The 24070-nt window shown below is 68.4% G+C and carries 22 protein-coding genes; 14 read left to right on the top strand and 8 right to left on the bottom strand.

What is annotated here, in order from left to right:
• Nucleotides 1-13: 13 nt before the first annotated feature.
• The 6 genes from fabB to AC1RCS_RS03150 form a co-directional block, all read right to left on the bottom strand.
• Nucleotides 14-1228 (bottom strand): beta-ketoacyl-ACP synthase I, encoded by a 1215-nt coding sequence (fabB, locus tag AC1RCS_RS03175; protein ID WP_218293166.1) that lies wholly within the window; start codon nt 1226-1228, stop codon nt 14-16.
• Nucleotides 1225-1755 carry a 3-hydroxyacyl-[acyl-carrier-protein] dehydratase FabA gene (gene fabA, locus AC1RCS_RS03170; protein ID WP_218293165.1) on the bottom strand — a complete coding sequence of 177 codons (531 nt, stop codon included), beginning with the start codon at nt 1753-1755 and terminating at the stop codon, nt 1225-1227. Before fabA ends, fabB begins: the two co-directional genes overlap by 4 nt.
• 160 nt (nt 1756-1915) lie before the next feature.
• On the bottom strand, nt 1916-3535 hold the full coding sequence (gene lnt, locus AC1RCS_RS03165) for an apolipoprotein N-acyltransferase (RefSeq protein WP_492244264.1): 1620 nt from the start codon (nt 3533-3535) through the stop codon (nt 1916-1918).
• Nucleotides 3535-4419: a CorC family transporter gene (locus AC1RCS_RS03160; protein ID WP_218293163.1), complete on the bottom strand. Its 885-nt coding sequence runs from the start codon at nt 4417-4419 to the stop codon at nt 3535-3537. The genes lnt and AC1RCS_RS03160 overlap by 1 nt, the downstream gene beginning before the upstream one ends.
• Before the next feature lie 97 nt (nt 4420-4516).
• Nucleotides 4517-5254 (bottom strand): GNAT family N-acetyltransferase, encoded by a 738-nt coding sequence (locus AC1RCS_RS03155; protein ID WP_218293162.1) that lies wholly within the window; start codon nt 5252-5254, stop codon nt 4517-4519.
• Nucleotides 5255-5526: 272 nt separating this feature from the next.
• Nucleotides 5527-6009 carry an Lrp/AsnC family transcriptional regulator gene (locus tag AC1RCS_RS03150; protein ID WP_218293161.1) on the bottom strand — a complete coding sequence of 161 codons (483 nt, stop codon included), beginning with the start codon at nt 6007-6009 and terminating at the stop codon, nt 5527-5529.
• Nucleotides 6010-6174: 165 nt separating this feature from the next.
• On the opposite strand from AC1RCS_RS03150, the gene AC1RCS_RS03145 reads away from it, so the two are divergent.
• From AC1RCS_RS03145 to phhA, 5 genes are all read left to right on the top strand, one after another.
• Nucleotides 6175-7113, top strand: a complete 939-nt coding sequence (locus AC1RCS_RS03145; RefSeq protein WP_492244263.1) for a lipase family alpha/beta hydrolase — start codon at nt 6175-6177, stop codon at nt 7111-7113.
• A gap of 3 nt (nt 7114-7116) precedes the next feature.
• Nucleotides 7117-8112 (top strand): lipase secretion chaperone, encoded by a 996-nt coding sequence (locus AC1RCS_RS03140; RefSeq protein ID WP_492244262.1) that lies wholly within the window; start codon nt 7117-7119, stop codon nt 8110-8112.
• Nucleotides 8113-8292: 180 nt separating this feature from the next.
• The gene (hppD, locus tag AC1RCS_RS03135; protein ID WP_492244261.1) at nt 8293-9405 is read left to right on the top strand and encodes a 4-hydroxyphenylpyruvate dioxygenase; all 1113 of its coding nucleotides are present in this window, start codon (nt 8293-8295) and stop codon (nt 9403-9405) included.
• Between the two features lie 73 nt (nt 9406-9478).
• Entirely contained in the window at nt 9479-10456 is a 978-nt protein-coding gene (locus AC1RCS_RS03130) for a Bug family tripartite tricarboxylate transporter substrate binding protein (protein ID WP_218293157.1), read from the top strand.
• A 62-nt stretch (nt 10457-10518) separates the two neighbouring features.
• Nucleotides 10519-11358 (top strand): phenylalanine 4-monooxygenase, encoded by an 840-nt coding sequence (gene phhA, locus AC1RCS_RS03125; protein ID WP_492244260.1) that lies wholly within the window; start codon nt 10519-10521, stop codon nt 11356-11358.
• A gap of 818 nt (nt 11359-12176) precedes the next feature.
• Here phhA and AC1RCS_RS03120 read toward each other — a convergent pair.
• Complete coding sequence (locus AC1RCS_RS03120) at nt 12177-13073, bottom strand: esterase/lipase family protein (RefSeq protein WP_492246363.1); 897 nt, start codon at nt 13071-13073, stop codon at nt 12177-12179.
• Nucleotides 13074-13166: 93 nt separating this feature from the next.
• Here AC1RCS_RS03120 and AC1RCS_RS03115 point away from each other — a divergent pair, with 93 nt between their 5' ends.
• The 9 genes from AC1RCS_RS03115 to AC1RCS_RS03075 all read left to right on the top strand — a co-directional run bounded on the left by AC1RCS_RS03115 (nt 13167) and on the right by AC1RCS_RS03075 (nt 23254).
• Nucleotides 13167-13913: an FFLEELY motif protein gene (locus AC1RCS_RS03115; RefSeq protein WP_492246362.1), complete on the top strand. Its 747-nt coding sequence runs from the start codon at nt 13167-13169 to the stop codon at nt 13911-13913.
• Nucleotides 13914-13982: 69 nt separating this feature from the next.
• Nucleotides 13983-15668 (top strand): AMP-binding protein, encoded by a 1686-nt coding sequence (locus tag AC1RCS_RS03110; protein ID WP_218340527.1) that lies wholly within the window; start codon nt 13983-13985, stop codon nt 15666-15668.
• Between the two features lie 442 nt (nt 15669-16110).
• The gene (locus AC1RCS_RS03105; protein WP_492246361.1) at nt 16111-17064 is read left to right on the top strand and encodes a sugar ABC transporter substrate-binding protein; all 954 of its coding nucleotides are present in this window, start codon (nt 16111-16113) and stop codon (nt 17062-17064) included.
• A 38-nt stretch (nt 17065-17102) separates the two neighbouring features.
• Nucleotides 17103-18770 carry a sugar ABC transporter ATP-binding protein gene (locus tag AC1RCS_RS03100; protein WP_492246360.1) on the top strand — a complete coding sequence of 556 codons (1668 nt, stop codon included), beginning with the start codon at nt 17103-17105 and terminating at the stop codon, nt 18768-18770.
• Nucleotides 18767-19759 carry an ABC transporter permease gene (locus AC1RCS_RS03095; RefSeq protein ID WP_218293150.1) on the top strand — a complete coding sequence of 331 codons (993 nt, stop codon included), beginning with the start codon at nt 18767-18769 and terminating at the stop codon, nt 19757-19759. Before AC1RCS_RS03100 ends, AC1RCS_RS03095 begins: the two co-directional genes overlap by 4 nt.
• A gap of 56 nt (nt 19760-19815) precedes the next feature.
• Complete coding sequence (locus AC1RCS_RS03090) at nt 19816-20841, top strand: LacI family DNA-binding transcriptional regulator (protein ID WP_218293149.1); 1026 nt, start codon at nt 19816-19818, stop codon at nt 20839-20841.
• Entirely contained in the window at nt 20838-21788 is a 951-nt protein-coding gene (gene rbsK / locus AC1RCS_RS03085; protein ID WP_492246359.1) for a ribokinase, read from the top strand. The genes AC1RCS_RS03090 and rbsK overlap by 4 nt, the downstream gene beginning before the upstream one ends.
• Nucleotides 21785-22174: a D-ribose pyranase gene (gene rbsD / locus AC1RCS_RS03080; protein ID WP_218293147.1), complete on the top strand. Its 390-nt coding sequence runs from the start codon at nt 21785-21787 to the stop codon at nt 22172-22174. Before rbsK ends, rbsD begins: the two co-directional genes overlap by 4 nt.
• 147 nt (nt 22175-22321) lie before the next feature.
• Nucleotides 22322-23254 (top strand): MBL fold metallo-hydrolase, encoded by a 933-nt coding sequence (locus AC1RCS_RS03075; protein WP_369641330.1) that lies wholly within the window; start codon nt 22322-22324, stop codon nt 23252-23254.
• Between the two features lie 107 nt (nt 23255-23361).
• On the opposite strand, the gene AC1RCS_RS03070 is transcribed toward AC1RCS_RS03075, so the two are convergent.
• Nucleotides 23362-23961: a DUF4124 domain-containing protein gene (locus AC1RCS_RS03070; RefSeq protein WP_370627815.1), complete on the bottom strand. Its 600-nt coding sequence runs from the start codon at nt 23959-23961 to the stop codon at nt 23362-23364.
• Nucleotides 23962-24070: the final 109 nt, after the last annotated feature.

Here is a 24070-nt window from a genome sequence, read left to right as displayed (position 1 = left end):
AAAACCTCGCGGCTCAGTTGTCCCAGCGGCGCAGGACCAGGCTGGCGTTGGTTCCGCCAAAGCCGAAGCTGTTGGACAGTGCCGTGCGGATGGGCGCATCGCGCGTCTCGCGCACCAGGGGCATGCCCTCGGCGGCGGGCTCCAGCGTCTCGATGTGGGCCGAGCCCGCGATGAAGCCCTGGCGCAGCATCAACAGGCAGTAGATCGCCTCCTGCACGCCCGTGGCGCCCAGCGAGTGGCCGGTGAGCGACTTGGTGGACGAGAACGGCGGAATCGCGTCGCCGAACACCTCGCGGATGGCGCGCAGCTCGGGCACGTCGCCCACGGGCGTGGAGGTGCCGTGGGTGTTGATGTAGTCGATGGGTTCGCTCACGGTGGAGATGGCCTGGCGCATGCAGGCGATCGCGCCGTCGCCCGAAGGGGCCACCATGTCGGCGCCGTCGGACGTGGCGCCAAACCCGATGACCTCGCCCAGGATGGTGGCGCCGCGCGCCTGCGCATGCTCCAGGCTCTCCAGCACCACGGCGCCGCCGCCGCCCGACAGCACGAAGCCGTCGCGGTTGGCGTCATAGGCGCGCGAGGCCTTCTCGGGCGTGGCGTTGTAGGCGCTGGACATGGCGCCCATGGCGTCGAACAGCAGGCCCATGCCCCAGGTGACCTCCTCGCCGCCGCCGGCGAACATCACGTCCTGCATGCCCCAGGCGATCTGCTGGGCGGCCGCGCCGATGCAGTGGGCCGAGGTGCTGCAGGCCGAGGTGATGGAGTAGTTGATGCCCTTGATGCCGAAGTTGGTCGACAGGCAGGCGGACACGGTGGAGCTCATGCAGCGCGTGACCTGGTAGGGCCCCACGCGGCGGATGCCCTTGCTGCGCAGGATGTCCGCCGCCTCGATCTGGTTGGCGGGCGAGCCGCCGCCCGAGCCCATGATGAGGCCGGTGCGCGGGTGCGACACCTGCTCGGGCGTGAGGCCCGATTCGGCGATCGCGTTGGCCAGCGAGATGTGCGCATAGGCTGCCGCATCGCCCATGAAGCGCAGCTGCTTGCGGTCGATCAGCTCTTCGAGGTTGATCTGCGGCACGCCCGCCACCTGGCTGCGCATGCCCAGCTCGGTGAACTGCGGCATGGCACGGATGCCCGAGCGGCTCTCCCGCAGCGACTGCGTGACGGTGCCCATGTCGTTGCCGATGCACGAGACAATTCCCGCGCCCGTGATCACCACGCGTTTCATGCTGCGGCTCCTTGTGCGGCGCCATCTTCCTCGCGTTTGAACAAGCCCACACGCAGGTCGTTGGCCACGTAGATTTCCTTGCCATCGGCCAGCAGCCGGGCATCGCCAATGGCCATGACCAGCTTGCGCTTGATGACGCGCTTGATGTCGATTTCGTAGGTGACGAGCTTCACGTCCGGGCCCACTTCGCCGGTGAACTTGACCTCGCCCGCGCCCAGCGCCCGGCCGCGGCCAGGCAATTGCAGCCAGGTCAGGTAAAAGCCGATGAGCTGCCACATGGCGTCCAGCCCCAGGCAGCCGGGCATGACCGGGTCGCCCTGGAAGTGGCAGGCAAAGAACCAGAGGTCCGGGCGCACGTCAAGTTCGGCGCGGATCTTTCCCAGCCCGTGCGCGCCACCATCGCTGTCGATGTGCGTGATGCGGTCAAACATCAGCATGGGCGGCAGCGGCAGGCGCCCGCTGTCAGCGCCGAACAGCCGGCCCTCGCCCGAGGCGATCAGTTGTTCGTAGGAAAAGGAATCAGCCATCTTCAGTCGTGCTCCAGAACAGCGGTGGGCCCGCTTCAAATCATCGTTGTATGCAAACACAAGCCCCCGCTTGTGGGGCTCCATTATCAAGGCAGAGAAAGACACATCCCGGTTTTGGCCCGGCAAGGCACCGGGACACCCCGGCAGCACATGACCTGGATCAATTCCCGCGCACCGTCTGCCACCGCCTCGCCACCAGGGCAAAAACCAGGGCCAGCCCCCCGAAGATCCACAGGGGCACCAGCCCCCAGCGCGACACCCACCACGCGTACGGGGTGATGTGCCAGCCACTGGCAGCATCCATCCCCCGGCCCCACACCTCGCCCTTGAGCACGCCCCGCGTGTGCCGCGCCAGCTGGTGGGTGACCACGCCCCGGTGGTCGATGATGGCGGTGGCGCCCGTGTTGGTCGCGCGCACCATGGGGCGCTCGAATTCCAGCGAACGCATGCGGCTGATGTGCAGGTGCTGGTCGATGGCCACGGTGTCGCCGAACCAGCCGATGTTGCTGAAATTGACGAACACCGTCGGCGCCTGCGCCGGGTTGGCGAACCGCGCGCCCAGTTCCTCGCCAAAAAGGTCTTCGTAGCAGATGTTGGGGGCGATGCGCTGGCCTGCCCAGGCAAACGGGGCCTGGCCCACGGTTCCGCGGTTGAAATCGCCCAGCGGGATGTCCATCATGGCCGTGAACCATCTGAAGAACGGCGGGATGAATTCCCCGAACGGCACCAGGTGGTGCTTGTCGTAGCGGTACGGCGTCTTCTGGTGGCCGGGGCCCATGCCCAGCACCGAATTGGTGTAGCCCAGCGTTTCGCTGCCCAGCGGAATGCCCAGCAGCGCCGCCTGGGAGCCCTGCGCGTAGCGCTGCTGGATGCCTTCCAGGTAGCCCGGCATGAGCTGCTGGGGCAGCAGCGGGATGGCGGTTTCGGGCGCCACCACCAGGTCGGCCCTGGCGTCGCGCAGCGCATCGGCATACCACTTGAGCGCCATCGGCACGCCGCTGCCCTGCTGGAACTTCTCGTCCTGCGGGATGTTCCCCTGCAGCAGTTCCAGGGTCATCGGCGGCGCCGCGCGGGCCGATGGCGTATGGCACAGGTTCACCGCGCAATGGCGCTCCAGCGTGGCGCCCGCCAGGCCCGCCGCGAGAACGCCGGCCAGCCCCCACAGGCGCCAGTGGCGCAGGTCCCCCGGGCGCCATTGCACGGCCAGCATCGCCAGCATCGCAGCCACCGCCCCGATGCCGTACACGCCCAGGATGCGCGCCAGCACCGTCAGCGGCCCGTCAACGTGGGCGTAGCCGCCCGCGCCCCACGGGAAACCCGTCCACAGCGTGCCGCGCGCCAGTTCGGCCAGCAGCCAGAATGCTCCGAAAACAATAGCTGTCAGCGCCCTGTTGGCAAGCGCCAGGCGGCAAAAAAACCCCAGCATCACCGCGTAGTAGCTGCCCAGGAACGCCGCGAGGCCCAGCACCGCCGCCACCGCCAGCGGCGCGGCCAGCCCGCCGTAGGTGTGCATGGAGATGAAAAGCCACCAGAACGTGCCCGCGAGCCAGGCCGTGGCGAACAGGCCGCCGATGGCGGCACCGCGCCGCCAGGCCACGGACGCGGTGGCCTGCGGGCGCACCAGCCAGGCCAGCACCGCCATGGAGGCGATCTGCAGCCACCACAGGGGCTCGCCGCTCCACGGCCAGGCCAGCGAGGCCGCCTGCGCGACGCCGGCAGCCACGGCCAGCAGCGCCTGCAGGGCCAGCGGCAGCCCCGGCGTCGTGCGCGCGCGGGCCATCAGCCGCCGGCGCTGGCGTCTTCGACCCGCGACACCTTGAACCAGCGCACGGCGCCGCCCTTGGTGTGCAGCACGACGAAGTGCAGCCCGCCCAGCTGCAGGTGCTCGCCGCGCTTGGGCACATGGCCCATTTCGTGGGCGATCAGGCCACCGATGGTGTCGAAGGTTTCGTCGGGGTCGCTGCCCTGGACCAGCACGTCGAACGCCTCGGAAACCCGTTCGACCGAGGTGTCGCCGCTCACGCGGTAGGTGCGGTCGGCCAGCCCGAAGATGTCGCCGTCGTCCTCGGGAATGTCGAACTCGTCCTCGATCTCGCCCACGATCTGCTCGAGCACGTCCTCGATGGTGATGAGCCCGGCCACGCGGCCGAACTCGTCGATCACGATCGCCAGGTGGTTGCGGTTGCCGCGGAATTCGCGCAGCAGGTCGTTCAGGCCCTTGCTTTCGGGCACGAAGACGGCGGGGCGCAGCAGCGCGCGGATGTTCAGTTCGGGGGCCCGCTGCAGCTTGAGCAGGTCCTTGGCCATGAGGATGCCGATGATGTTCTCGCGCTCGCCCTGGTACACCGGAAACCGCGAATGCGCGGTGTTGATGACAAGGTGCAGCAGCTCGTCGAACGGCGCGTCGATGTTGACGAGGTCCATGCGCGGCGCGGCCACCATCACGTCGCCCGCCGTCATGTCGGCCATGCGGATGACGCGCTCGAGCATCACGCGCGATTCGGCCCCGATGACCTCGTTGTCCTCGGCCTCGGCCAGGGTTTCGATGAGCTCTTCCGTGGAGTCCGGCCCCGGATGGATGAACTCGGCCACTTTCTGCAGGAAGGTGCGCTTGTCTTCCCTCTCGGGCAAGCGCCCGGGGTGCGCAGGGTGCGGGTCAGACACTGAGGACGTGCGGGTAGTGAATCAGGCCCCTAGGATAGCGGATTGTTGTGACAGCGCGCCATGGCGCCCGCGCCTTGCGGCCCGGGCCCGCCGCCGGTCACTCGGCGGACTGGTGGCGCGCGTGCTGCACGCCGCTGCGCACTTCCTGCACGCCCGCCAGGAAATCCCAGAACTGCTTGGCCTGCTTCTTGATCTGGTAGTCCACCTCGGCAAACTGCTGCTCCACGATCTCGGCCATGCGCGTGTCCAGGCTGGCGGGCTGGATCTGGAGGTAGGCCTCGGACTCCGAGCCGTCGCGGCGCACGGTGGCGCCCGCCTTGCGGGCAATCTTGAGCATCGCGGTGTTCTCGGACAGCGCATGGATGAAGACCATGTTCACGCCTTCATTGCGCGCATGCATCACCGCGCGCTCGAACAGGCGTGCGCCAAAACCACGGCCCCGCGCCTGCTTGAGCACGGAAACGCCAAACTCGGCGCAGTGCTTGTGCTCGGGATGCTCCGAGAACGCCAGGTGGGCCATCGCGATGAGTTCCAGGCGGCGGTTGTAGATGCCGAAGATCTCGTCGCGATTGAAATCGAGGTGCTCGGCATACCGGCGGATCTGCTCGTCATTGGCCGCGTAGCCGAAGCGCAGATAGCGGTCCGCCGGTTCGAGCTTCAGCAGATGCTGGGTGATCCGCTCGCGGTAGGACGGGCCCAGGGCGCGGATGGGAACCATCATGGGCACCTCCTGCTTTGCGTGCGTGTCATGGGGAGACGGGCCGCCCGTCACCGGGCGCAGCATGTCCCTGCCTGCGTGCCAGGATGCCTTGAGCCAGTCTTTCGTTGCGAACATGGCTGTAAATATAAGGGTTTTCCCTCATTATTTCCAGTACAAATTGCTGCATTGCAGCAAAGTAGTGAGATGCCTCAAATCAAGGCAGAAAATAGCTCTCGGCGCTTTGTCCATGGGCGCGAGAAGCTATCAAATCCATAGCAATTGCCTTGCACCAGGGCCCACGGATGTCTTCTGCGCGACCCATCCCGGCCCCGCAGCGCCGGGTGCCGGCCGCCCGCAAGGGTATAGCGGCGGCCATCGCGCGGCAAGCGGCCCGGGGCGCGAGGGCATCACACCGGCACGGCGGTGGTGGCCTTGACCCGGTCGAGCACGAAACTGGTCTTGCAGTCCTGCACGCTGGGGTGCTTGAGCAGGGTGTCCATGATGAAGCGGCTGTAGTGCGCCATGTCCGCCACCACCACGCGCAGCAGGTAGTCCATCTCGCCCGTGAGCGATGCGCATTCCACCACTTCGGGCCACGTCTGCACGCTGGCGCGGAACAGGTCCATGGGGTTGCGCTTGTGGCTTTCGGTGTGCTTTTCCAGCCGCACATTGAGGTAGGCGGTCAGCCCCAGGCCCACGGCCTCGGGGGGCACCAGCGCCACGTAGCGGTCGATCACCCCGCTTTCCTCCAGGCGCTTGACGCGGCGCAGCACCGCGCTGGGCGACAGGCCCACCTGCTCACCGATGACGTCATACGTCTCCCGGCCATTTTCTTGCAGACGGCGCAATATGGCCCTGTCCAGCTTGTCGAGTGCGCTTGAGGCTTGCATAGCGCAGGATTTTATGGAATCCGCGGATTTTTCGCTTGCCAGATTGCATGCTGGGGTATGTCCCGATAGTGACACCACGCCCGGACCAGAAGAATGAATCCCGCAAAAACGCACGGTCGTTCGTTTTTTGCAGGCACAAAAACCATATCCAACGGAGACAACCACATGACCGGATTCCTCAGCCGCTTTCTGCGGCGCCTCGCGCTGGCGGCCAGCGCCGGGCTCTTGCTCCTGGGGGCCAGCGCCCAGGCCCAGAGCGGCTACACGCAGACGCGCTACCCCATCGTGCTGGTGCACGGCCTTTTCGGCTTCGACTCGGCCCTGGGCATCGACTACTTCTATGGCATTCCCGACGCCTTGCGCCAGGGCGGCGCGAAGGTCTACGTGGCGCAGGTGTCCGCCGCGAACAGCACCGAGGTCCGGGGCGAGCAGCTGCTGGCGCAGGTCAAGACCATCCTGGCGATCACCGGAGCGGCCAAGGTCAACCTCGTGGGCCACTCCCATGGCGGACCCACCACGCGCTATGTGGCGGGCGTCGCGCCGCAGCTGGTGGCGTCGGTCACCTCGGTGGGCGGGGTCAACAAGGGATCGCGCGTGGCGGACATCCTGCGGGGCGTGGCCCCCGCCGGTTCGGTGTCGGAGGCCGTGGCCAGCGGCGCGGCCAGGGCGCTGGTCAGCCTGATCAACCTCACATCCGGAGGTTCGGCCCTGCCCCAGATGCCGACCGCCGCGCTCGATTCGCTGACCACCGCCGGGCTCGCGGACTTCAATCGCCGCTTTCCGCAGGCCCTGCCCAGCGGCTGCGGCAGCGGTGCGGAGCTGGCCAACGGCGTGCGCTACTACTCCTGGACGGGCACGCAGCCCCTGACCAACGTGCTCGATGCCAGCGATGGCCTGCTGAGCGTGCTCAGCCTGGTCTTTGGCGAGGCCAACGACGGCCTGGTCTCCGCCTGCTCGTCGCGCTTGGGCAAACACCTGGGCGACCACCGGCAGAACCACCTGGACGAAGTGAACCAGCTGCTGGGCCTGCGCGACTGGTTCTCCACCGACCCGGTGACGCTGTACCGCCAGCACGCCAACCGCCTCAAGGCGCAGGGTCTGTAAGCCGTGGAAAGAAGGTCCCGCGCCTTCGCCGCCGCAGTGGCCCTGGCCGCCGCCACGGCCGCCGTGGTCTGGTGGACGGCCCCGCACGGCCTGCAGGGCGCGGAGGACCCGCATCCAGGCGCCGGCGCCGCCGGCCCGCAGGCCGGCAGCGCGCGCCAGAACCCGTCGGGCTCGGCACGGCCGATGGAGAGCAGCTTCTTCGCCGCCCGCCGCGCCGCCGGCCCGGACCGCCACGAAGACCCCCTGCTGGTGCACGGCCTGCGCGATACGCTGGAGGCGCTGCTGATGGAGGCGCAGGACGGCGGCGCGGCGGACCCCGCCACGCTCAAGCAGCGCCTGGCGGGCCTGGTGGGCAAGCACTTCCCGGCGGCACTGGCCACCCGGGCACTGGCATTGGCCGAGCGCTACGTGGACTACCGCGTGGCGCTGGGCCAGCTGCGCACGCCCCCGGACCCGACCGACCCCGGCGCGCTGCGCGAAGCGCTGGAGGCGCGCCACAAGGTGCGCCAGCAGTTCTTTGACGGCCCCGAGCACGACGCCCTGTTCGCCCGCGAGGCGGACCTGGACCGCTACACGCTGGCGCGTCTGGAGATCGAGCGCAACCCCCGGCTCACCGCCGAACAGCGCACCCAGGCCTTGCGCGATGCAGAGAACGAATTGCCCCAGGCGCGCCGCGCGGAGCGCGCAGCGGCCACCGAACACCTGAGCGCGGCGGCCCAGACCGCCGCGTTCAACGCACAAAACACCGACGAACGCACCCGCCACGCCGCGCGCAGCGCGCAGTACGGCGAGGCCACGGCCCACGCCATGGCCCAGCTGGACCGGGAGGAGCAAAGCTGGCAGCAGCGCCTGGACCAATACAGCCAGGCCCGTGCCCAGCCGGGCGACGGCAGGGCACTGGAATTACTGCGCCAGCAGCTGTTCTCACCGCAGGAGCAGCAGCGCCTCGATGCCGCCCTTGCGCTGCGAAAGCTCCCGCCGGCCACGCCGGGCTCCTGAGCGCAGGGCGCCGGTGCCATTCGACGGCGCGCCCGGGGGGCGCGCCTGTCCTGCGCCATTTTTTGACCATTCGCAACATTCCTGCAAATCAAAGGCCCAAGCCTCTTGATTTCGCCAGAAACATGAGGCAGGGCGCGCCTACAGTCCATGACATTCCTCAACGAATGCCGGAGACACCCCATGAACGCCGCCTTGCCCCAAGAAACCGCCGCCCAACTGGAAGCCTGGGACAACCCCATGGGCCTGATGGGGTTCGAGTTCGTCGAATTCACCTCGCCCCAGCCCGGCGTGCTGGAAGCCGTGTTCGAGAAGCTGGGTTTCACCCTGGTCGCCAAGCACCGCTCCAAGGATGTGGTGCTGTACCGCCAGAACGGCATCAACTTCATCCTGAACCGCGAGCCCCACAGCCAGGCCGCCTACTTTGGTGCCGAGCATGGCCCCTCCGCCTGTGGCCTGGCCTTCCGTGTGAAGGATGCCCACAAGGCCTACAACCGCGCCCTGGAGCTGGGTGCCCAGCCCATCGAGGTCCCCACCGGCCCCATGGAACTGCGCCTGCCCGCCATCAAGGGCATTGGCGGCGCGCCGCTGTATTTGATCGACCGTTTTGAAGACGGCAAGTCCATCTACGACATCGACTTTGAATTCATCGAAGGCGTGGACCGCCGCCCCGTGGGCCACGGCCTGAACCTGATCGACCACCTCACGCACAACGTGTACCGGGGCCGCATGGGCTTCTGGGCCAATTTCTACGAGAAGCTGTTCAACTTCCGCGAGATCCGCTACTTCGACATCCAGGGCGAGTACACGGGCCTGACGTCGAAGGCCATGACCGCGCCCGACGGCAAGATCCGCATCCCGCTGAACGAAGAGTCCAAGCAGGGCGGCGGCCAGATCGAGGAATTCCTGATGCAGTTCAACGGCGAAGGCATCCAGCACATCGCGCTGATCTGCGACAACCTGCAGGACGTGGTGGACAAGCTGGGCATGGCCGGCGTCTCGCTGGCCACCGCGCCCAACGACGTCTACTACGAGATGCTGGACACCCGCCTGCCCGGCCACGGCCAGCCGGTGGCAGAGCTGCAGTCGCGCGGCATCCTGCTCGACGGCACCACGGCCGACGGCACGCCGCGCCTCTTGCTGCAGATCTTCTCCATGCCCATGCTGGGCCCGGTGTTCTTCGAGTTCATCCAGCGCGAAGGCGACTACCGCGACGGATTCGGCGAAGGCAACTTCAAGGCACTGTTCGAATCGCTGGAGCGCGACCAGATCCGGCGCGGGGTGCTCAACACCTAAGACATCAGACATCTCGGGTTAACCCTGACCAGATGCCTATACTGCGCGCTCCCCGGAACTCAAAAGGATCCCGATGTCGCTCCGTAGCACCTTGTCCAGTGTTGTTCTCGTCCTGCTCTGCGCCGCCACGGCGGCGCAGGCGCAGAACCCGTCCGCCCCCCTCACCATCGTGGTCCCCTACCCTGCCGGCGGCCCGCTGGACACCTCGGCACGCATCGTGGCCGAAGGCGCCGCAGCCCAGCTGGGCTCCATCACCGTGGAGAACAAGCCTGGCGCCGGCGGGGGCACCGGGGCCGACCAGGTGGCCAAGGCACCCAAGACCAGCAACCAGATCCTGATGGGCGCGGTGGCCACGCATGCGGTCAACCCCTGGCTGTACAAGAAGAACTTCCCGTACAACCCGCTCAAGGATTTCAAGCCCCTCGTGCTGGTGGCGCGCACGCCCAATGTGCTGGTGGTGAACGCGGAGCAGGCCGCCAGGCTGGGCATCAAGACAACGCCGGACCTGGTGCAGTACCTCAAGAAGAACCCGGACCAGGCCAAGTACGGCTCGGGCGGCAACGGCAGCATCGGCCACATCTCGGCCGAGATGTTCAAGTCGCTCACCAACACCCGCATGGGCCACACGCCGTTCCAGGGCTCCAAGCCCGCCCTGGCGGCGCTGGAGTCGGGGCAGGTGCTGATGGTGTTCGACAACCTGGCCTCGGCGCTGCCGCAGATCCAGTCGGGCAAGCTGCTGGCGCTGGGCGTGACCACGCTCAGCCGCAACGAGTCGCTGCCCAGCGTGCCCAGCATCAACGACAGCGTGCAGGGCTTCAACGTGTCCACCTGGTTTGGCCTGTTCGCGCCCGCCTCGCTGCCGGACGCCGACGCGCGCCGCTACGCCAACGCGTTCTCGGCGGCCATGCAGTCGCCCGCTGGCAAGGAGAAGTTCAAGAAGATGGGCATCACGCCCGAAGAGCTGACGCTCGACGGGTTCGCGCAATTCGTGCGCTCGGAAAACAGCAAGTACGAGTTCCTGATCCGGGCCGCAAAAATCAAGATCGAATAACCGCCGCCCGGGCAGGTGCGCGCCACCCGGCGCGCCGCACCAGGACGGCCAAGGAGCACAAAATGGGACAAGCCCCCGTCGTCTATGGCCAATCCACCCGCCCACCCCGGGGCGACTACTCGCGCGCCAGCGAGGACTACACCTGCCCGCAGGACTACGCGGCCTATACCGCCGCAGACCACGACACCTACCGCCGCCTGTACGAGCGCCAGCGCGCCCTGCTGCCGGGCCTGGCGAGCCAGGCGTTCATCGACGCCCTGCCCTCGCTGGGCGCCAGCGACCGCATTCCGCGTTTTGAGGAAGTCAACGAGCGCCTTTACAAGGCCACGGGCTGGGAGCTGGTGGGCGTGCCCGGCCTGATCCCCGAGGTGCCCTTCTTCACGCTGCTGGCCCACCGCAAGTTCCCGGTGACGGACTGGATCCGCAAGCCCGAGGAGTTCGAGTACATCGTCGAGCCAGACATTTTTCATGACCTGTTCGGCCACGTGCCGCTGCTGTTCAACCCGGTGTTCGCGGACTATGTGCAGCGCTATGGCCAGGGCGGGCTGAAGGCGCAGGGGCTGGGGTCGTGCGAGATGCTGAGCCGCCTGTACTGGTACACGATCGAGTTCGGGTTGATCCGCGAGGCGGGGCAGTTGCGGGCGTACGGCGCGGGGATTCTGAGTTCTTCGGGCGAACTGGCGTATTCCGTGCAGAGCCCGGAGCCACAGCGCATTGCGCTGCAACTGGAGCGCACCATGCGCACGCGCTACAAGATCGATACGTACCAGCAGACGTATTTCGTGATCGACAGTTTCGAGCAGCTGTTCGAGATGACGGCGGCGGACTTTGCGCCGATCTATGAGCGGCTGCGGGGGTTGCCGGAGTTTGCGGCGGATGAGCGGGATGCGGTGGTTGCTTGATTCTTGAGTGAAATAGGGCTCTTGCGCTTTTCTATCAATCCCTAGTAGCTATTGTTTTTATAGCTTGCGCCGTGCTTGAACAAAGGGCGGAGGCCGGGGTGTGCGCCCGGCGGCGCAGTGGCTTTCTTTTGCTTCGCCAAAAGAAAGTCACCAAAGAAAAGGCGACCCTGCACGCTGCGTCCCTTCGCTTCGCTGCGGGCAACCTGCGGTGCTCGCGTCCAGCGGGGTCTCGCTCGAACTCGCTCCACTGCGTTGCGCTCAGACAATCGCGAGCCCTGATCCGCTGGCCGCTGCGCTCCTCGGCGCATCCTGAAGGGAACCCGGGGTGCGGACATCCCTTCGGGCCATCGCTGCGCTCGGCCCCATCTCGCGGGCGCAAGCGCCACGCGCCGCGCAGGCGTGGCCGAGCGCAGCGATGGCCCGTATGGCTGTTTGGCTGTTTGGTTGTTCGCTCCCCACCCCCATCTGGCTGCGCCTGCGGCGGGGCGGTTGCGGGGTGAGCATGGGCGTCGCAGCGCCCATGCCTCGTGCTCTGACTCGCCGTGGTTGTCCGAGCGGCGCGCGCCAGCGCACAGCGAGTTCCACGGCGCACCCCGCAACCGCACCGACGCAGGTTTGCCCCTTCGCAACGCGAAGGGGTCGCAGACTGTGGGTCGCCTTTCTTTTGGGTACTTTTCTTTGGCGAAGCAAAGAACAAGTACCTCGCCCGCCGGGGCGACATCCCGGCCTCCGCCCTTCACTCAGGCACGGCGTGAACTATAAAAACAATAGCTGCGAGCGCTTGATAGACAAGCACCAGAAGCCACAACAATCAAAGATCACCCCCGCCCCATCTCCTCCAGGCACACCTTCATCACCCCCGCATCAAACGCCATCTGCACATGCGCGACGCCCTCCACCAACCGGTTGTCCGCCCCTGGCAACGCCGCGGTGCTCGCCGGGAACACGATGTTGTCGCAGTTCGAATACCAGCAAGTAAACAACGCCGCCCGCCCCGCCGGCTCGGCCCGCTGCAGCGCCACCACCCAGTCCCCCGCCAGGCTCATCTGCCGCCCATTCACCGCCCGGCTGAAGCGCCCGAGCCACGTGCCGCCGTGGGGCGTGCCCAGCGTCAACACCCGGTGCACCCGCCCGTCCGCCTGGTGCGCGCGCAGCCAGGCCCGCACCGCCAGCCCGCCCATGCTGTGGCACAGCAACACCGGCGCCTGGCCCGTGGCCGCCGTCACCTTGCGCACGGCCTCTTCGATGATGTCGGCGTACTCGTCAATCGAACCCATCACCGGCTCCAGGTTCACCGCCACATGGGCATGGTCCCGGGCTTGCAATGGCGCGAACCACGGTAACCACAGGCCCCGGTTGCACATGAAGCCGTGCACCAGCACCACGCCGCGCTTTCCGGTCGGCTGCGCAGGCAGCCAGTCGGGCAATGACTGGTGGCGAAACGGCTGGCGCCAGCCAAAGACCATCAATGCCACCCACACCTCGGCCCACCAGGCGGCCAGCACCTGGGAGAGGCGCGCACGGGGCGCGGCGTCCTGGCGGTTGGTGAGGTGCATCAGCACAAACTCCACCGCCATCACCGCGAGGTATATCCCCAGGGGCAGCAACGCCCCCAGCACGGCACGCAAGGGCGAATGCGGCCACTGCCACACCAGCCAGGCGGCCATGGTCAGCAGGATGAACAGGAGCAGGGTTCGTTGCCAGCGCGCGATCATGGTGGTGATGGGCAGATGTTGTAATTGACCAGCCGCATTGTGCGGTCTGGGCCCTGCCCTGACGCCCCCCGCACGTAGAAAGGACCCCGCCCCATGGATGCCGCCCAGACCATCCGCGACTGCATCGCCGACGTCACGGCTCTGCGCCTGCACCGCACCGGCGATGCCGCACTGGGCGCGGCGGTGGGCCAGGTCAAGACCCTGCAGGCACGGCGCTTCAGGGGCACCTATGCCGACCTCATGGGCTCGCCCTCGTTCGGCCCCGCGGCCCGGTTCTTCCTCGAGGAGCTGTACAGCGACACCGACTACACCGAGCGCGACCTGCAGTTCGGCCGCATCGCGGGCACGCTGCAGACCATGTTCCCGCAGCCCGTGGTGGCCACCGCCGTGGCGCTGGCCGTGCTGCATGCGCAGACGGAGGGGCTCGACCAGGAGATGGGCCGCGCCTGGCTCGACGCCTCCGGCGGGGGCGGCATGCCGGACGCCGCCCGCTACACCGCCGCCTGGCGCGCCGTGGGGCAGCGCCATGCGCGCCAGCAGCAACTGCAGCGCGTGCTGGCCATGGGCACCGACCTCGCCCGCCTGACCCGCACCCCCGGCCTGCGCATGATGCTGCGCATGATGCGCGCGCCCGCCCAGGCGGCCGGCATGGGCGCGCTGCAGCGGTTCCTGGAGGCGGGCTTCGACACCTTTGGCCAGCTCGCGCGCCAGCGCGGCGGGGTCGAGCAGTTCCTGGCCACCATCCAGGAGCGCGAAGGCGCGCTGATGGCGCAGCTGTTCGAGGCCGATCCTGTCACCTGCGAGACCCAACTGGCGCGCACCCTAGGACAAGCCCGGTAGCTGACTGCACGCCCGCGCTTCCACAATCTGTGCCCACCCTTTCACTGGCGAGCACAAGGAAACAAGCGCATGGAAAAGATCTGGCTCAAGAGCTACCCCCCGGGCGTACCGCACGATGTGCAGCCCGAGCAATACCGCTCCGTGGCCCACCTGCTGGAGGAATCCTTCCGCAAGCACGCAAAGAGCCCCTTCTCGGTCTGCATGGACCGGTGGATGACCTATGGCGAACTGGAGCGCCGCTCGGCCGCGCTGGGCGCCTACCTGCAGAGCCTGGGCCTGGCCCCCGGCGCGCGCGTGGCCATCATGCTGCCCAACATCCCGCAGTTCGGCGTGACCATGGCGGCCGTGCTGCGCGCGGGCTACACCTGCGTGAACGTGAACCCGCTGTACACGGCGCGCGAGCTGGAGCACCAGCTCAAGGACTCCGGCGCCACGGCCATCGTGATCCTGGAGAACTTCGCGCACACGCTGGCCGAGGTGGTGGACCGCACCGCCATCCAGCACGTGGTGATGACCTCGATGGGCGACCTGCTGGGCGCCGCGTTCGGCGCCTGGATCACCTTCGCGGTGCGCCACCTGGCCAAGATGGTGCCGGCCTACGAGCTGCCCCTGACCGGCGGCCGCAAGCTCGTCACCTTCAAGAAGGCGCTGTCGCTGGGCGAGCACAAGTCCCTGGCCCCGAGCCAGGCCACGCTCGACTCCATCGCCTTCCTGCAGTACACGGGCGGCACCACGGGCCTGTCCAAGGGCGCGGTGCTCACCCACCGCAACATCGTGGCCGCCACGCTGCAGGCCGAGGCCTGGTTCACGCCCGCGCTGTCGAAGGTGGGCGACATCAGCAAGGCCAACTCCATCGCCGCGCTGCCGCTGTACCACATCTTCGCGCTCACGCTGTGCCTGCTGGCCATCCGCCAGGGCTCCAGCCTCACGCTGATCCCCAACCCGCGCGACATTCCCAAGTTCGTGGCCGAGCTCAAGAAGCGCCCCTTCCACATGCTGCCCGCCGTGAACACCTTGTTCAACGCGCTGCTGCAGAACCCGCAGTTCCGCACGCTCGACTTCTCGCACCTGTGCGTGTCGCAGGCCGGCGGCATGGCCGCCAGCGAAGGCACGGCCAAGCAGTGGCAAAAGGTCACGGGCAGCACCATGATCGAAGGCTGGGGCATGAGCGAGACCTGCGCCATCGGCACCAACAACCCAGTGAACAACACCACCTTCAGCGGCACCATCGGCCTGCCGCTGCCGGGCATCGACATCGCCATCAAGGACGACGCCGGCCACAGCGTGCCCCAGGGCGACCCGGGCGAGATCTGCATCCGCGGCCCCAACGTGATGACGGGCTACTACAACCAGCCCGAGGAGAACGCCAAGGCCTTCACACCCGATGGGTTCATGCGCACGGGCGACATCGGCATCATGGACAGCGAGGGCTACACGCGCATCATCGACCGCAAGAAGGACATGATCCTGGTGAGCGGCTTCAACGTGTTCCCCAACGAGCTGGAGCAGGTCATCAGCCTGTGCCCCGGCGTGGTGGAATGCGCGGCCATCGGCATCCCCGACGAAAAGCAGGGCGAGGCGATCAAGGTGTTCATCATCAAGAACGACCCCACGCTCAGCGAGGAAGACGTGGCCCGCTACTGCCAGGAGAACCTCACCGGCTACAAGCGGCCCAAGTACATCGAGTTCCGCGACGAGCTGCCCAAGAGCAACGTGGGCAAGATCCTGCGGCGGGAGTTGAGAACCGCCGCCTGAGCGGCTCCGCCCCCCTTTCCTCTTCTCCTTCCTTTCCCCCTTCTCCTCACGCGCTTCGCGCCAGGGAAAGGGGGCACAACACCGGCGCGGCGGGGCGGGCCTTGCGCGGTGTTTCTGGCAAGGCAGCGCGCAGGTTTCCACGCCCTGGCGCCACGGCCCGGCCCTTGCTCTTCTCTGCGGGGCCCCTCCTCCCATCCACCCCCTCCAAGCCCCGCGAAGGCAGGGCCGGGCTCTGCGCAGGGCGGCACGGCGGCAGAGCCGTTCCCGGCTTTCTCCCCGCTAGGCCATTGCGTGCTATTTCAGGGTTTTCACCAACTAGCAAACGTTTGCGCAAACGTTTGCTTTAGATATGATTCGCGCCGCGGCATCGCTTTGGCGGGTCGCCCGAAGCGTTTTTGTGGGCGCCGCTGGCGCTTGAAGCCCCATTCCAACAGGAGACACCATGCAGTTCACCCGCCGTTCCGTTCAGACCGCCGCCGCCCTTGCCGTTGTGGGCAGCCTGCTGGCCAGCCCTGCGCTCGCGCAGGACAAGCCCAAGATCGCGCTTGTCATGAAGTCGCTGGCCAACGAGTTCTTCCGCACCATGGAAGACGGCGCCAAGGCGCACCAGAAGGCGCACGCCAGCGAATACACGCTGGTGGCCAACGGCATCAAGAACGAGACCGACACCGCCGCGCAGATCAAGATGATCGAGCAGGCCATGGCGCAAAAGGTCAGTGCCATCGTGCTGGCCCCGGCCGACTCCAAGGCCCTGGTGCCCGTGGTCAAGGCCGCCATCGACAAGGGCATCATCGTGGTCAACATCGACAACCAGCTCGATACCGATGCGCTGAAGGAAAAGAACATCACCGTGCCGTTTGTGGGCCCGGACAACCGTGCGGGCGCCAAGTTGGTGGGCGACCACCTGGCCAAGACGCTGAAGGCTGGCGACAAGGTCGGCATCATCGAAGGCGTGTCCACCACCTTCAATGCGCAGCAGCGCACCCTGGGCTACCAAGACGCCATGAAGGCCGCGAACATCACCGTAGTGGGCGTGCAATCTGGCAACTGGGAGATCGAAAAAGGCAACACCGTGGCCGCCGGCATGATGCGCGAGCACCCTGACCTGGTGGCGCTGCTGGCCGGCAACGACAGCATGGCCCTGGGCGCCGTGGCCGCCGTGAAGGCCGCCGGCAAGACCGGCAAGGTGCAGGTGGTGGGCTACGACAACATCGGCGCCATCAAGCCCATGCTGGCCGACGGCCGCGTGCTGGCCACCGCCGACCAGTACGCCGCCAAGCAGGCCGTGTTCGGCATCGAGCTGGCGCAGAAGGCCCTGGCCGCCAAGACACCCCAGGCGCAGCTGCCCGCCCTGGTGAAGACCGACGTGGTGCTCGTGACCAAGGGCAGCAAGTAAGACGCACCCCGACCCCAGCCGCACCCGCTTCGCCCGCCATGCCCCGCACGACCGCCGCCCCCGCCCTGGCCACTCCCCTGCTCACGATCGACGCCGTGGGCAAGGACTACACGGCCACGGTGCTGGACGGCGTGACGCTGGCGCTGAACGCGGGCGAGGTGCTGGCGCTGACGGGCGAGAACGGCGCGGGCAAGAGCACACTCTCCAAGATCATCTGCGGGCTGGAGTCGCCCACGCGGGGCGGCATGCGCCTGGCGGGGCAGACCTACACCCCCGGCTCCCGCCGCGACGCCGAACGCCAGGGCGTGCGCATGGTGATGCAGGAGCTGGGCCTGGTGCCCACGCTCACCGTGGCCGAGAATCTGCTGATGGGCCGCCTGCCGCACCGCCTGGGCTGGCTGCGGCGCGATGCGCTGCACACGGCCGCGCGCGCGCAGCTGGACAAGATTGGCCTGCGCGGCATCGACCCCGCCACGCCGGTGTCGCAGCTGGGCATCGGCCAGCAGCAGATGGTGGAGATCGCGCGCAACCTGCAGGACGACACGCGCATCCTGGTGCTGGACGAGCCCACGGCCATGCTCACGCCGCGCGAGACCAACTACCTGTTCGAGCAGATCGCGCACCTCACCGCGCGCGGCGTGGCCATCATCTACGTGTCGCACCGGCTCGAAGAGCTGCGGCGCATCGCCGACCGCGTGGCCGTGCTGCGCGACGGCCGCCTGGTGGACGCGCGCCCCATGGCCGGGATGAGCGAGGACGACTTGGTGCAGCGCATGGTGGGCCGCGTGGTGAGCGACCTGGACCACCGCCCCCGCCGCCCCGCCGGCCCGGTGGTGATGGGCGCCCTGGGCCTGGGCCGGGGCACCGCCGTGCAGGACGTGAGCCTGGAACTGCGCGCGGGCGAGATTTTCGGCATTGCCGGGCTGGTCGGCTCCGGCCGCACCGAGCTGGTCCGGTTGCTGTTTGGCGCCGACCGGGCAGACCGGGGCAGCATCACGCTGCACCCGGAATTTGAGCAAAAACAGCCCCCAGCGCTTGATGGACAAGCGCAAGCAGCTACACAAAACATAGCAAACCAGGCGGCCAAGGCGCCCCTCGCCACACCACGCACCATTGCGCGTGGCTTCGCATCCCCCCTGCAGGCCATCGCCGCCGGCGTGGGCCTGGTCACCGAAGACCGCAAATCGCAGGGCCTGCTGCTGGCGCAGCCCATCCGCATCAACGCCACGCTGTCCGACCTGTCGGCCGTCTCGCGCGGCGGCTGGCTGCTGCGCGGGCTCGAAAGCCGGCTGGTGCAGGGCTTTGTGCGCACGCTGGGCATCCGCTGCCGCAGCCCCGAGCAACCCGTGGGGCAGCTGTCGGGCGGCAACCAGCAAAAGGTGGTGTTCGCCCGCTGGCTGCACCGCCAGGGCCGCGTGCTGCTGCTCGACGAACCCACGCGCGGCGTGGACGTGGGCGCACGCGCCGAGCTGTATGGCGAACTCGACCGCATGGCCTCGGAAGGCCGCGCGCTGCTCATGGTGTCGTCCGACCTGCGCGAACTCATGGCCATGGCCGACCGCATCGGCGTGATGAGCGCGGGCCGCCTGGTGGCCGTGTTCGAGCGCGGCGAGTGGTCCGAGCAATCGCTGCTGGCGGCCGCGTTTTCCGAGCCCGGCGGCCGTACCGGCACCACCCCTTCCACCCCTTCTCCTGTCACCGCATGAACGCCCCCGCACACTCTGCCGCCCCCGCGGCGGCACCTTCCGCCTCCTCCGTCTGGCGCAGCCAGCTGGGCACCTACCTGGGCCTGCTGGCCGTGCTGGCGGGCATGGTGGCGCTGTTCTCGTCGCTGTCCGACTACTTCTGGAGCGCCGAGACCTTCATCACCATCGCCAACGAGATCCCGGCCCTGGCCGTGATGGCGGTGGGCATGACCTTCGTGCTCATCATCGCGGGCATCGACCTGTCGGTGGGCTCGGTGATGGCGCTGGCCGCCGCCACCTCGGCCGCCGCCATCCTGCAATGGGGCTGGACGGTGCCCGCCGCCGCAGCCCTGGCGCTGGCCACCGGCCTGGTGTGCGGCACCATCACGGGCGCCATCTCGGTGGCCTGGCGGCTGCCCTCGTTCATCGTCTCGCTGGGCATGCTCGAAGCCGTGCGCGGCAGCGCCTATGTGGTCACCGATTCGCGCACGCAGTACGTGGGCGACGCCATCTCGTGGCTGTCGGCACCCTTCTTTGGCGGCATTTCGTTCGCGTTTCTGCTGGCCGTGGTGCTGGTGGTGGTGGCGCAGCTGGTGCTGTCGCGCACCGTGTTCGGCCGCTGCGTGGTGGGCATCGGCACCAACGAGGAAGCCATGCGCCTGGCGGGCGTGGACCCGCGCCCCATCCGCGTCATCGTGTTTGCCATGACCGGCCTGCTCGCGGGGCTGGCGGGGCTGATGCAGTCGGCCCGGCTCGAAGCCGCCGACCCCAACGCCGGCACCGGCATGGAGCTGCAGGTGATCGCCGCCGTGGTGATTGGCGGCACCAGCCTCATGGGCGGGCGCGGTTCGGTGGTGAACACCGCGTTTGGCGTGCTCATCATCGCGGTGCTGGAGGCGGGCCTGGCCCAGGTGGGCGCGAGCGAGCCCAGCAAGCGCATCATCACGGGGTTCGTGATCGTGGCGGCCGTCATCGTGGACACGCTGCGCCAGCGCCGCGCCGCCGCCTGACACCCCTCCCTCCTTGCCCACCGACTTCCTCTCCTCCCAATTTTTTTCTTCTTCCCATGGCCACTATCAAGGACGTTGCGCGCCACGCCGACGTGTCGGTCACCACGGTGTCGCACGTGGTCAACGGCACGCGCCGCGTGAGCCCCGAGGGGCGCGAGCGCGTCGAAAAAGCCATCCGCGCGCTGGGCTACGTGCCCAGCGCCATCGCGCGCAGCCTCAAGAGCAACAACACGCGCACGCTGGGCATGCTGATCCCCAACAGCTCCAACCCCTACTTCGCCGAGATCGTGCACAGCGTGGAAGACCGCTGCTTCGGCGCGGGCTACAACCTCATCCTGTGCAACACCAACGACGAGGCGCACCGCCAGGGCACCTACCTGCAGGTGCTGGCCGAGCGGCGCATCGACGGACTCATCGTCGTCTCCACCGGGCATGACGCCACCCTGCCCACACAGCTGGCGGGCCTGTCCATCCCCACCGTGCTGGTGGACCGCGAGATCGAGATCGCCGAGCAGCCCTGCGACCTTGTCGAGACCGCGCACATGCAAGGCGGGCAGCTCGCCACGCAGCACCTGCTGGACCTGGGGCACCGCCGCATCGCCTGCATCAGCGGCCCCGAGGGCCTGGTGCCGAGCGAGCAGCGCATCGCGGGCTGGCGCGCCGCCCTGTCCGCGGCTGCGGATGCCCGCGGTGAGGCGCCCATGCTGTGCAACGGCCACTTCACCAGCCAGGGCGGCTACGACGCCATGCACGCCCTGCTGCGCGCGGACACGCCGCCCACCGCCGTCTTCGTCTGCAACGACCTCATGGCCATGGGCGCGCTGTGCGCCGCGCATGAACGGGGCCTGCGCGTGCCCGAGGCGCTGTCCATCGTGGGCTTCGACGACATCGAGCTGGCCGCCTTCACCAGCCCGCCGCTGACCACCGTGGCCCAGCCCAAGCAGCGCATCGGCGCGCTGGCGGTGGACATGCTGCTCGAACGCATCGACGGCAAGCGCCAGGACGCGCGCAAGGTGATGCTGCAGCCCGAGCTGCGCGTGCGCGCCTCCACCGCGCCGCCCGCCCTGGAGACCCGCGCATGAGCGCCTCCGCCGCGCGCGTGCCGCGCATCGCCGTGGTCGGCAGCCTGAACATGGACCTGGTGCTGCAGGTGCAACACGCCCCCGGCCCCGGCGAAACCGTGCTGGCCGACGCCCTGCACCTGATGCCCGGCGGCAAGGGCGGCAACCAGGCCGTGGCCTGCGCCCGCCAGGGCGCCCGGGTGGCCTTGTTTGGCCGCGTGGGCGACGATGGCTACGGCCACACGCTGCGCGCGGGGCTTGACGCCGACGGCATCGACCACGGCGGCGTGCAAACCGACACAGAAACCACCACCGGCGTGGCCGCCATCACCGTGGAGGCCAGCGGGCAAAACCGCATCGTGGTCGTGCCGGGCGCCAATGGCCGCTTTGTGCTGGATGCCGCCGCGCTGGGCACCGCACTGCAAGGCGCAGGCGGCCTGGTGCTGCAGTTTGAAACGCCCCTGCCCCAGGTCCTGGCCGCCGCCGAGATGGCGCATGCCGCTGGTTGCCCTGTGGTGCTCAACCCCTCGCCCATCCAGCCCCTGCCCGAAGCCCTGTGGCCGCTGGTGCACACGCTGGTGGTGAACGAATTGGAAGCCACGGCGCTGGCAGGCCAGAACGTGACCACGCCCGTGGAAGCAGCCAAGGCCGCGCAAGCCCTGCGCGCCAAGGGCCCGGCCCAGGTGGTGGTGACCCTGGGCGCGGCAGGCGCCGTGGCCGCCGACGCTGCCGGCAGCCGCCACCACCCCGGCAGGGTGGTGCGGGCCGTGGACACCACGGCGGCGGGCGACACCTTCCTGGGCGCGCTGGCCGTGGCGCTTGCGCGCGGCGAGCCCCTGGATGCCGGCGTACGCGACGGCATCCGCGCCGCCGCGCTGTGCGTGACGCAGCCGGGCGCCCAGCCCTCCATCCCCACCCGCGCCGCCGTGGCGCACAGCCCCCTGCCTCCCGACTGGATCGCCCTGTGAAACGCACCACCCTGCTGCATGCCGAACTCTCCCACGCCATCGCCAGCCTGGGCCACGGCGACATGCTGGTGATCGGCGACGTGGGCCTGCCCATCCCGCCCGGCCCCCGCCGCATCGACCTGGCACTCACCCCGGGCATCCCGGCCGTGGCCGACGTGCTGCGCGTGGTGCTGTCGGAGATGCAGGTGGAAAAGGCCGTGATCGCCACCGAGGCCGTGGAGCGCGGCGCAGGCCATCTGCCCGGCTGGTGCCAGCTCCCGGTGGAGCCGCAGGCCGTGCCCCACGACGACTTCAAGCGCCTGACCCAGCAGGCCCGCGTGATGGTGCGCACGGGGGAGTGCACGCCGTATGCCAACGTGATCCTGGTGGCGGGTGTGACGTTCTGATACAGCCTGGGCCTGCGGGGCCACCAGGCGGAGAAGCTGTTTGCGGGTTTTGGAGGGCTTCGGGCGGCCCCCACCTGCGGTACGCTGGGCAGCAGCCCACGGCGCGGCACGCATGCCCGCCACCGACGCCATCGAATTCCCGCCCCCATGCCCACCACCGCGCCCCACGACCTCCTGCCCCCCGAAATCACCGTCCTCGAACGCGGCTGGCTGTCTGCCAACAACATTCTCTTCATCGGCCACCACGACACCGCGCTGGTGGACACGGGCTACTGCAGCCATGCCGAGCAGACCGTCGCCCTGGTGCGTGACGCGCTGGCCGGCCGCCCGCTGGACCGCGTGCTCAACACCCACCTGCACAGCGACCACTGCGGCGGCAACGCCGCGCTGCAAAAGGCCTGGCCGGGCGTGCTCACGGCCATCCCGCCCGGCCAGGCGGACCATGTGCGCCAATGGGACGCCTATGCGCTGAGCTACACCCCCACGGGCCAGGAATGCCCGCCCTTTCGGGCCGACACGCTGCTCACGCCCGGCTCCTGCGTGCTGCTGGGCGACAAGCCCTGGCAGGTGCATGCCGCCCCGGGGCACGACCCGCATTCGGTGGTGCTGTTCGAGCCCCAGGGCCGCGTGCTGATTTCGGCCGATGCGCTCTGGGAAAGCGGCTTTGGCGTGGTGTTTCCCGAGCTGGAAGGCGACGATGCCTTTGCCGAGGTGGGCGCCACGCTGGACGTGATCGAGAAACTCTCGCCCCAGGTGGTGATCCCCGGCCACGGGCCGGTGTTTGCCGATGCGCCCCGCGCCATCGACGGCGCGCGCCGGCGCCTGGACGGCTTCGTGCGCAACCCGGCCAAGCACGCGCTCTACGCCGCGAAGGTGCTGCTCAAGTACAAGCTGCTGGAGTGGCAGCAGATCAGCATGGCCGACCTCACGGCCTGGGCCGAGGCCACGCCCTATTTCGGGATGCTGCGCGAGCGCCACTTCGCGGAGCAGACGCAGGCCGAGTGGCTGCGCAGCCTGGCCGATGACCTGGTGCGCTCCGGCGCCGCGCTGCGCCAGGGCGAGGTGCTGCACAACGTGTAAGCAGCGCGGGGGCGGCTGCAGGCGGCCGCGCCACCGCACGTGGCCCGGCGGCGCCCGGCCAGCGCGGGCCCCCCCTGCGGGAAGGCGCGCGGCGCCTCACGGCAGGCTCAATGCTTGTACTGCTTGTCGCACCCCATCACGTGGTTGTAGCTGCTGGACATGCACTGGTAGAACGACTTCTTGTTGCCCGACGCGCCCTGGCAGTCCGACACGCTGTACTTGCCCTTCGCCTCGCGGATCTTGGGCGCCGTCTTGTCGAAGTCGGCCTGGGCCATGTAGCCATCGCGCACATTCTTCTGCCCCACTTCCAGCATGGAGTCGGCCTGGTCGTGGATGTTGCCCACGGCGGCCTGGCAGTTCAGCGGCACCTGCTTGCTGTCGACCGTGCCCAGGGCCTTCGTGGCCCCCTCGGCAAACTCCTGCACGTCCTTGGGAATCTTCTTGGTGCCGTCCGCGTTGTACTGGACGCTGCCGGGCTTGCCGCCCCCTTTGCCGCTCGCACCGGCGCCACCGGTTCCGTTGGTGCCCTGCAGCTTCAGCGGCTCGGCATCCTGCTTGGACGGCGGCGGCTGGGAGCCATAGTGGGTCTTGCCCTCGGCATCCACCCATTTGTAGACCGGCTGCGCCTGGGCACCGGTGCCCAGGACCATGGCCATCGCCGCCACCGCCATGGCGGCACGGGCCGCCATCTTTTTGGCATCTCTCATCTCGCTTCCCTCCGTAGTTTTTGATTCCAATGGGCTCCACCGCTTTTCACCAAAGCGCCGACAGCTCATTTTTTTATAGCAAACGCCCTGCGGCGGCCACCCCCTCCCC

It is taken from the genome of Acidovorax sp. GW823-FHT01C06 (assembly GCF_058798375.1).
The sequence above is the reverse complement of the archived record's forward strand: the minus strand, read 5'-3'. Positions and strand labels throughout refer to the sequence as shown.

Excerpts from the sequence above, each read along its gene's own strand:
- hppD (WP_492244261.1), top strand. The coding sequence starts at position 8,293 with ATGAACGCCGCCTTGCCCCAAGAAACCGCCGCCCAACTGGAAGCCTGG.
- rbsK (WP_492246359.1), top strand. The coding sequence starts at position 20,838 with ATGAGCGCCTCCGCCGCGCGCGTGCCGCGCATCGCCGTGGTCGGCAGC.
- AC1RCS_RS03145 (WP_492244263.1), top strand. The coding sequence starts at position 6,175 with ATGACCGGATTCCTCAGCCGCTTTCTGCGGCGCCTCGCGCTGGCGGCC.
- AC1RCS_RS03120 (WP_492246363.1), bottom strand. The coding sequence starts at position 13,073 with ATGATCGCGCGCTGGCAACGAACCCTGCTCCTGTTCATCCTGCTGACC.
- fabB (WP_218293166.1), bottom strand. The coding sequence starts at position 1,228 with ATGAAACGCGTGGTGATCACGGGCGCGGGAATTGTCTCGTGCATCGGC.
- AC1RCS_RS03130 (WP_218293157.1), top strand. The coding sequence starts at position 9,479 with ATGTCGCTCCGTAGCACCTTGTCCAGTGTTGTTCTCGTCCTGCTCTGC.
- AC1RCS_RS03110 (WP_218340527.1), top strand. The coding sequence starts at position 13,983 with ATGGAAAAGATCTGGCTCAAGAGCTACCCCCCGGGCGTACCGCACGAT.
- AC1RCS_RS03100 (WP_492246360.1), top strand. The coding sequence starts at position 17,103 with ATGCCCCGCACGACCGCCGCCCCCGCCCTGGCCACTCCCCTGCTCACG.
- phhA (WP_492244260.1), top strand. The coding sequence starts at position 10,519 with ATGGGACAAGCCCCCGTCGTCTATGGCCAATCCACCCGCCCACCCCGG.
- AC1RCS_RS03090 (WP_218293149.1), top strand. The coding sequence starts at position 19,816 with ATGGCCACTATCAAGGACGTTGCGCGCCACGCCGACGTGTCGGTCACC.
- lnt (WP_492244264.1), bottom strand. The coding sequence starts at position 3,535 with ATGGCCCGCGCGCGCACGACGCCGGGGCTGCCGCTGGCCCTGCAGGCG.
- AC1RCS_RS03070 (WP_370627815.1), bottom strand. The coding sequence starts at position 23,961 with ATGAGAGATGCCAAAAAGATGGCGGCCCGTGCCGCCATGGCGGTGGCG.
- AC1RCS_RS03155 (WP_218293162.1), bottom strand. The coding sequence starts at position 5,254 with ATGTTCGCAACGAAAGACTGGCTCAAGGCATCCTGGCACGCAGGCAGG.
- AC1RCS_RS03105 (WP_492246361.1), top strand. The coding sequence starts at position 16,111 with ATGCAGTTCACCCGCCGTTCCGTTCAGACCGCCGCCGCCCTTGCCGTT.
- AC1RCS_RS03115 (WP_492246362.1), top strand. The coding sequence starts at position 13,167 with ATGGATGCCGCCCAGACCATCCGCGACTGCATCGCCGACGTCACGGCT.
- fabA (WP_218293165.1), bottom strand. The coding sequence starts at position 1,755 with ATGGCTGATTCCTTTTCCTACGAACAACTGATCGCCTCGGGCGAGGGC.
- AC1RCS_RS03150 (WP_218293161.1), bottom strand. The coding sequence starts at position 6,009 with ATGCAAGCCTCAAGCGCACTCGACAAGCTGGACAGGGCCATATTGCGC.
- AC1RCS_RS03095 (WP_218293150.1), top strand. The coding sequence starts at position 18,767 with ATGAACGCCCCCGCACACTCTGCCGCCCCCGCGGCGGCACCTTCCGCC.
- AC1RCS_RS03075 (WP_369641330.1), top strand. The coding sequence starts at position 22,322 with ATGCCCACCACCGCGCCCCACGACCTCCTGCCCCCCGAAATCACCGTC.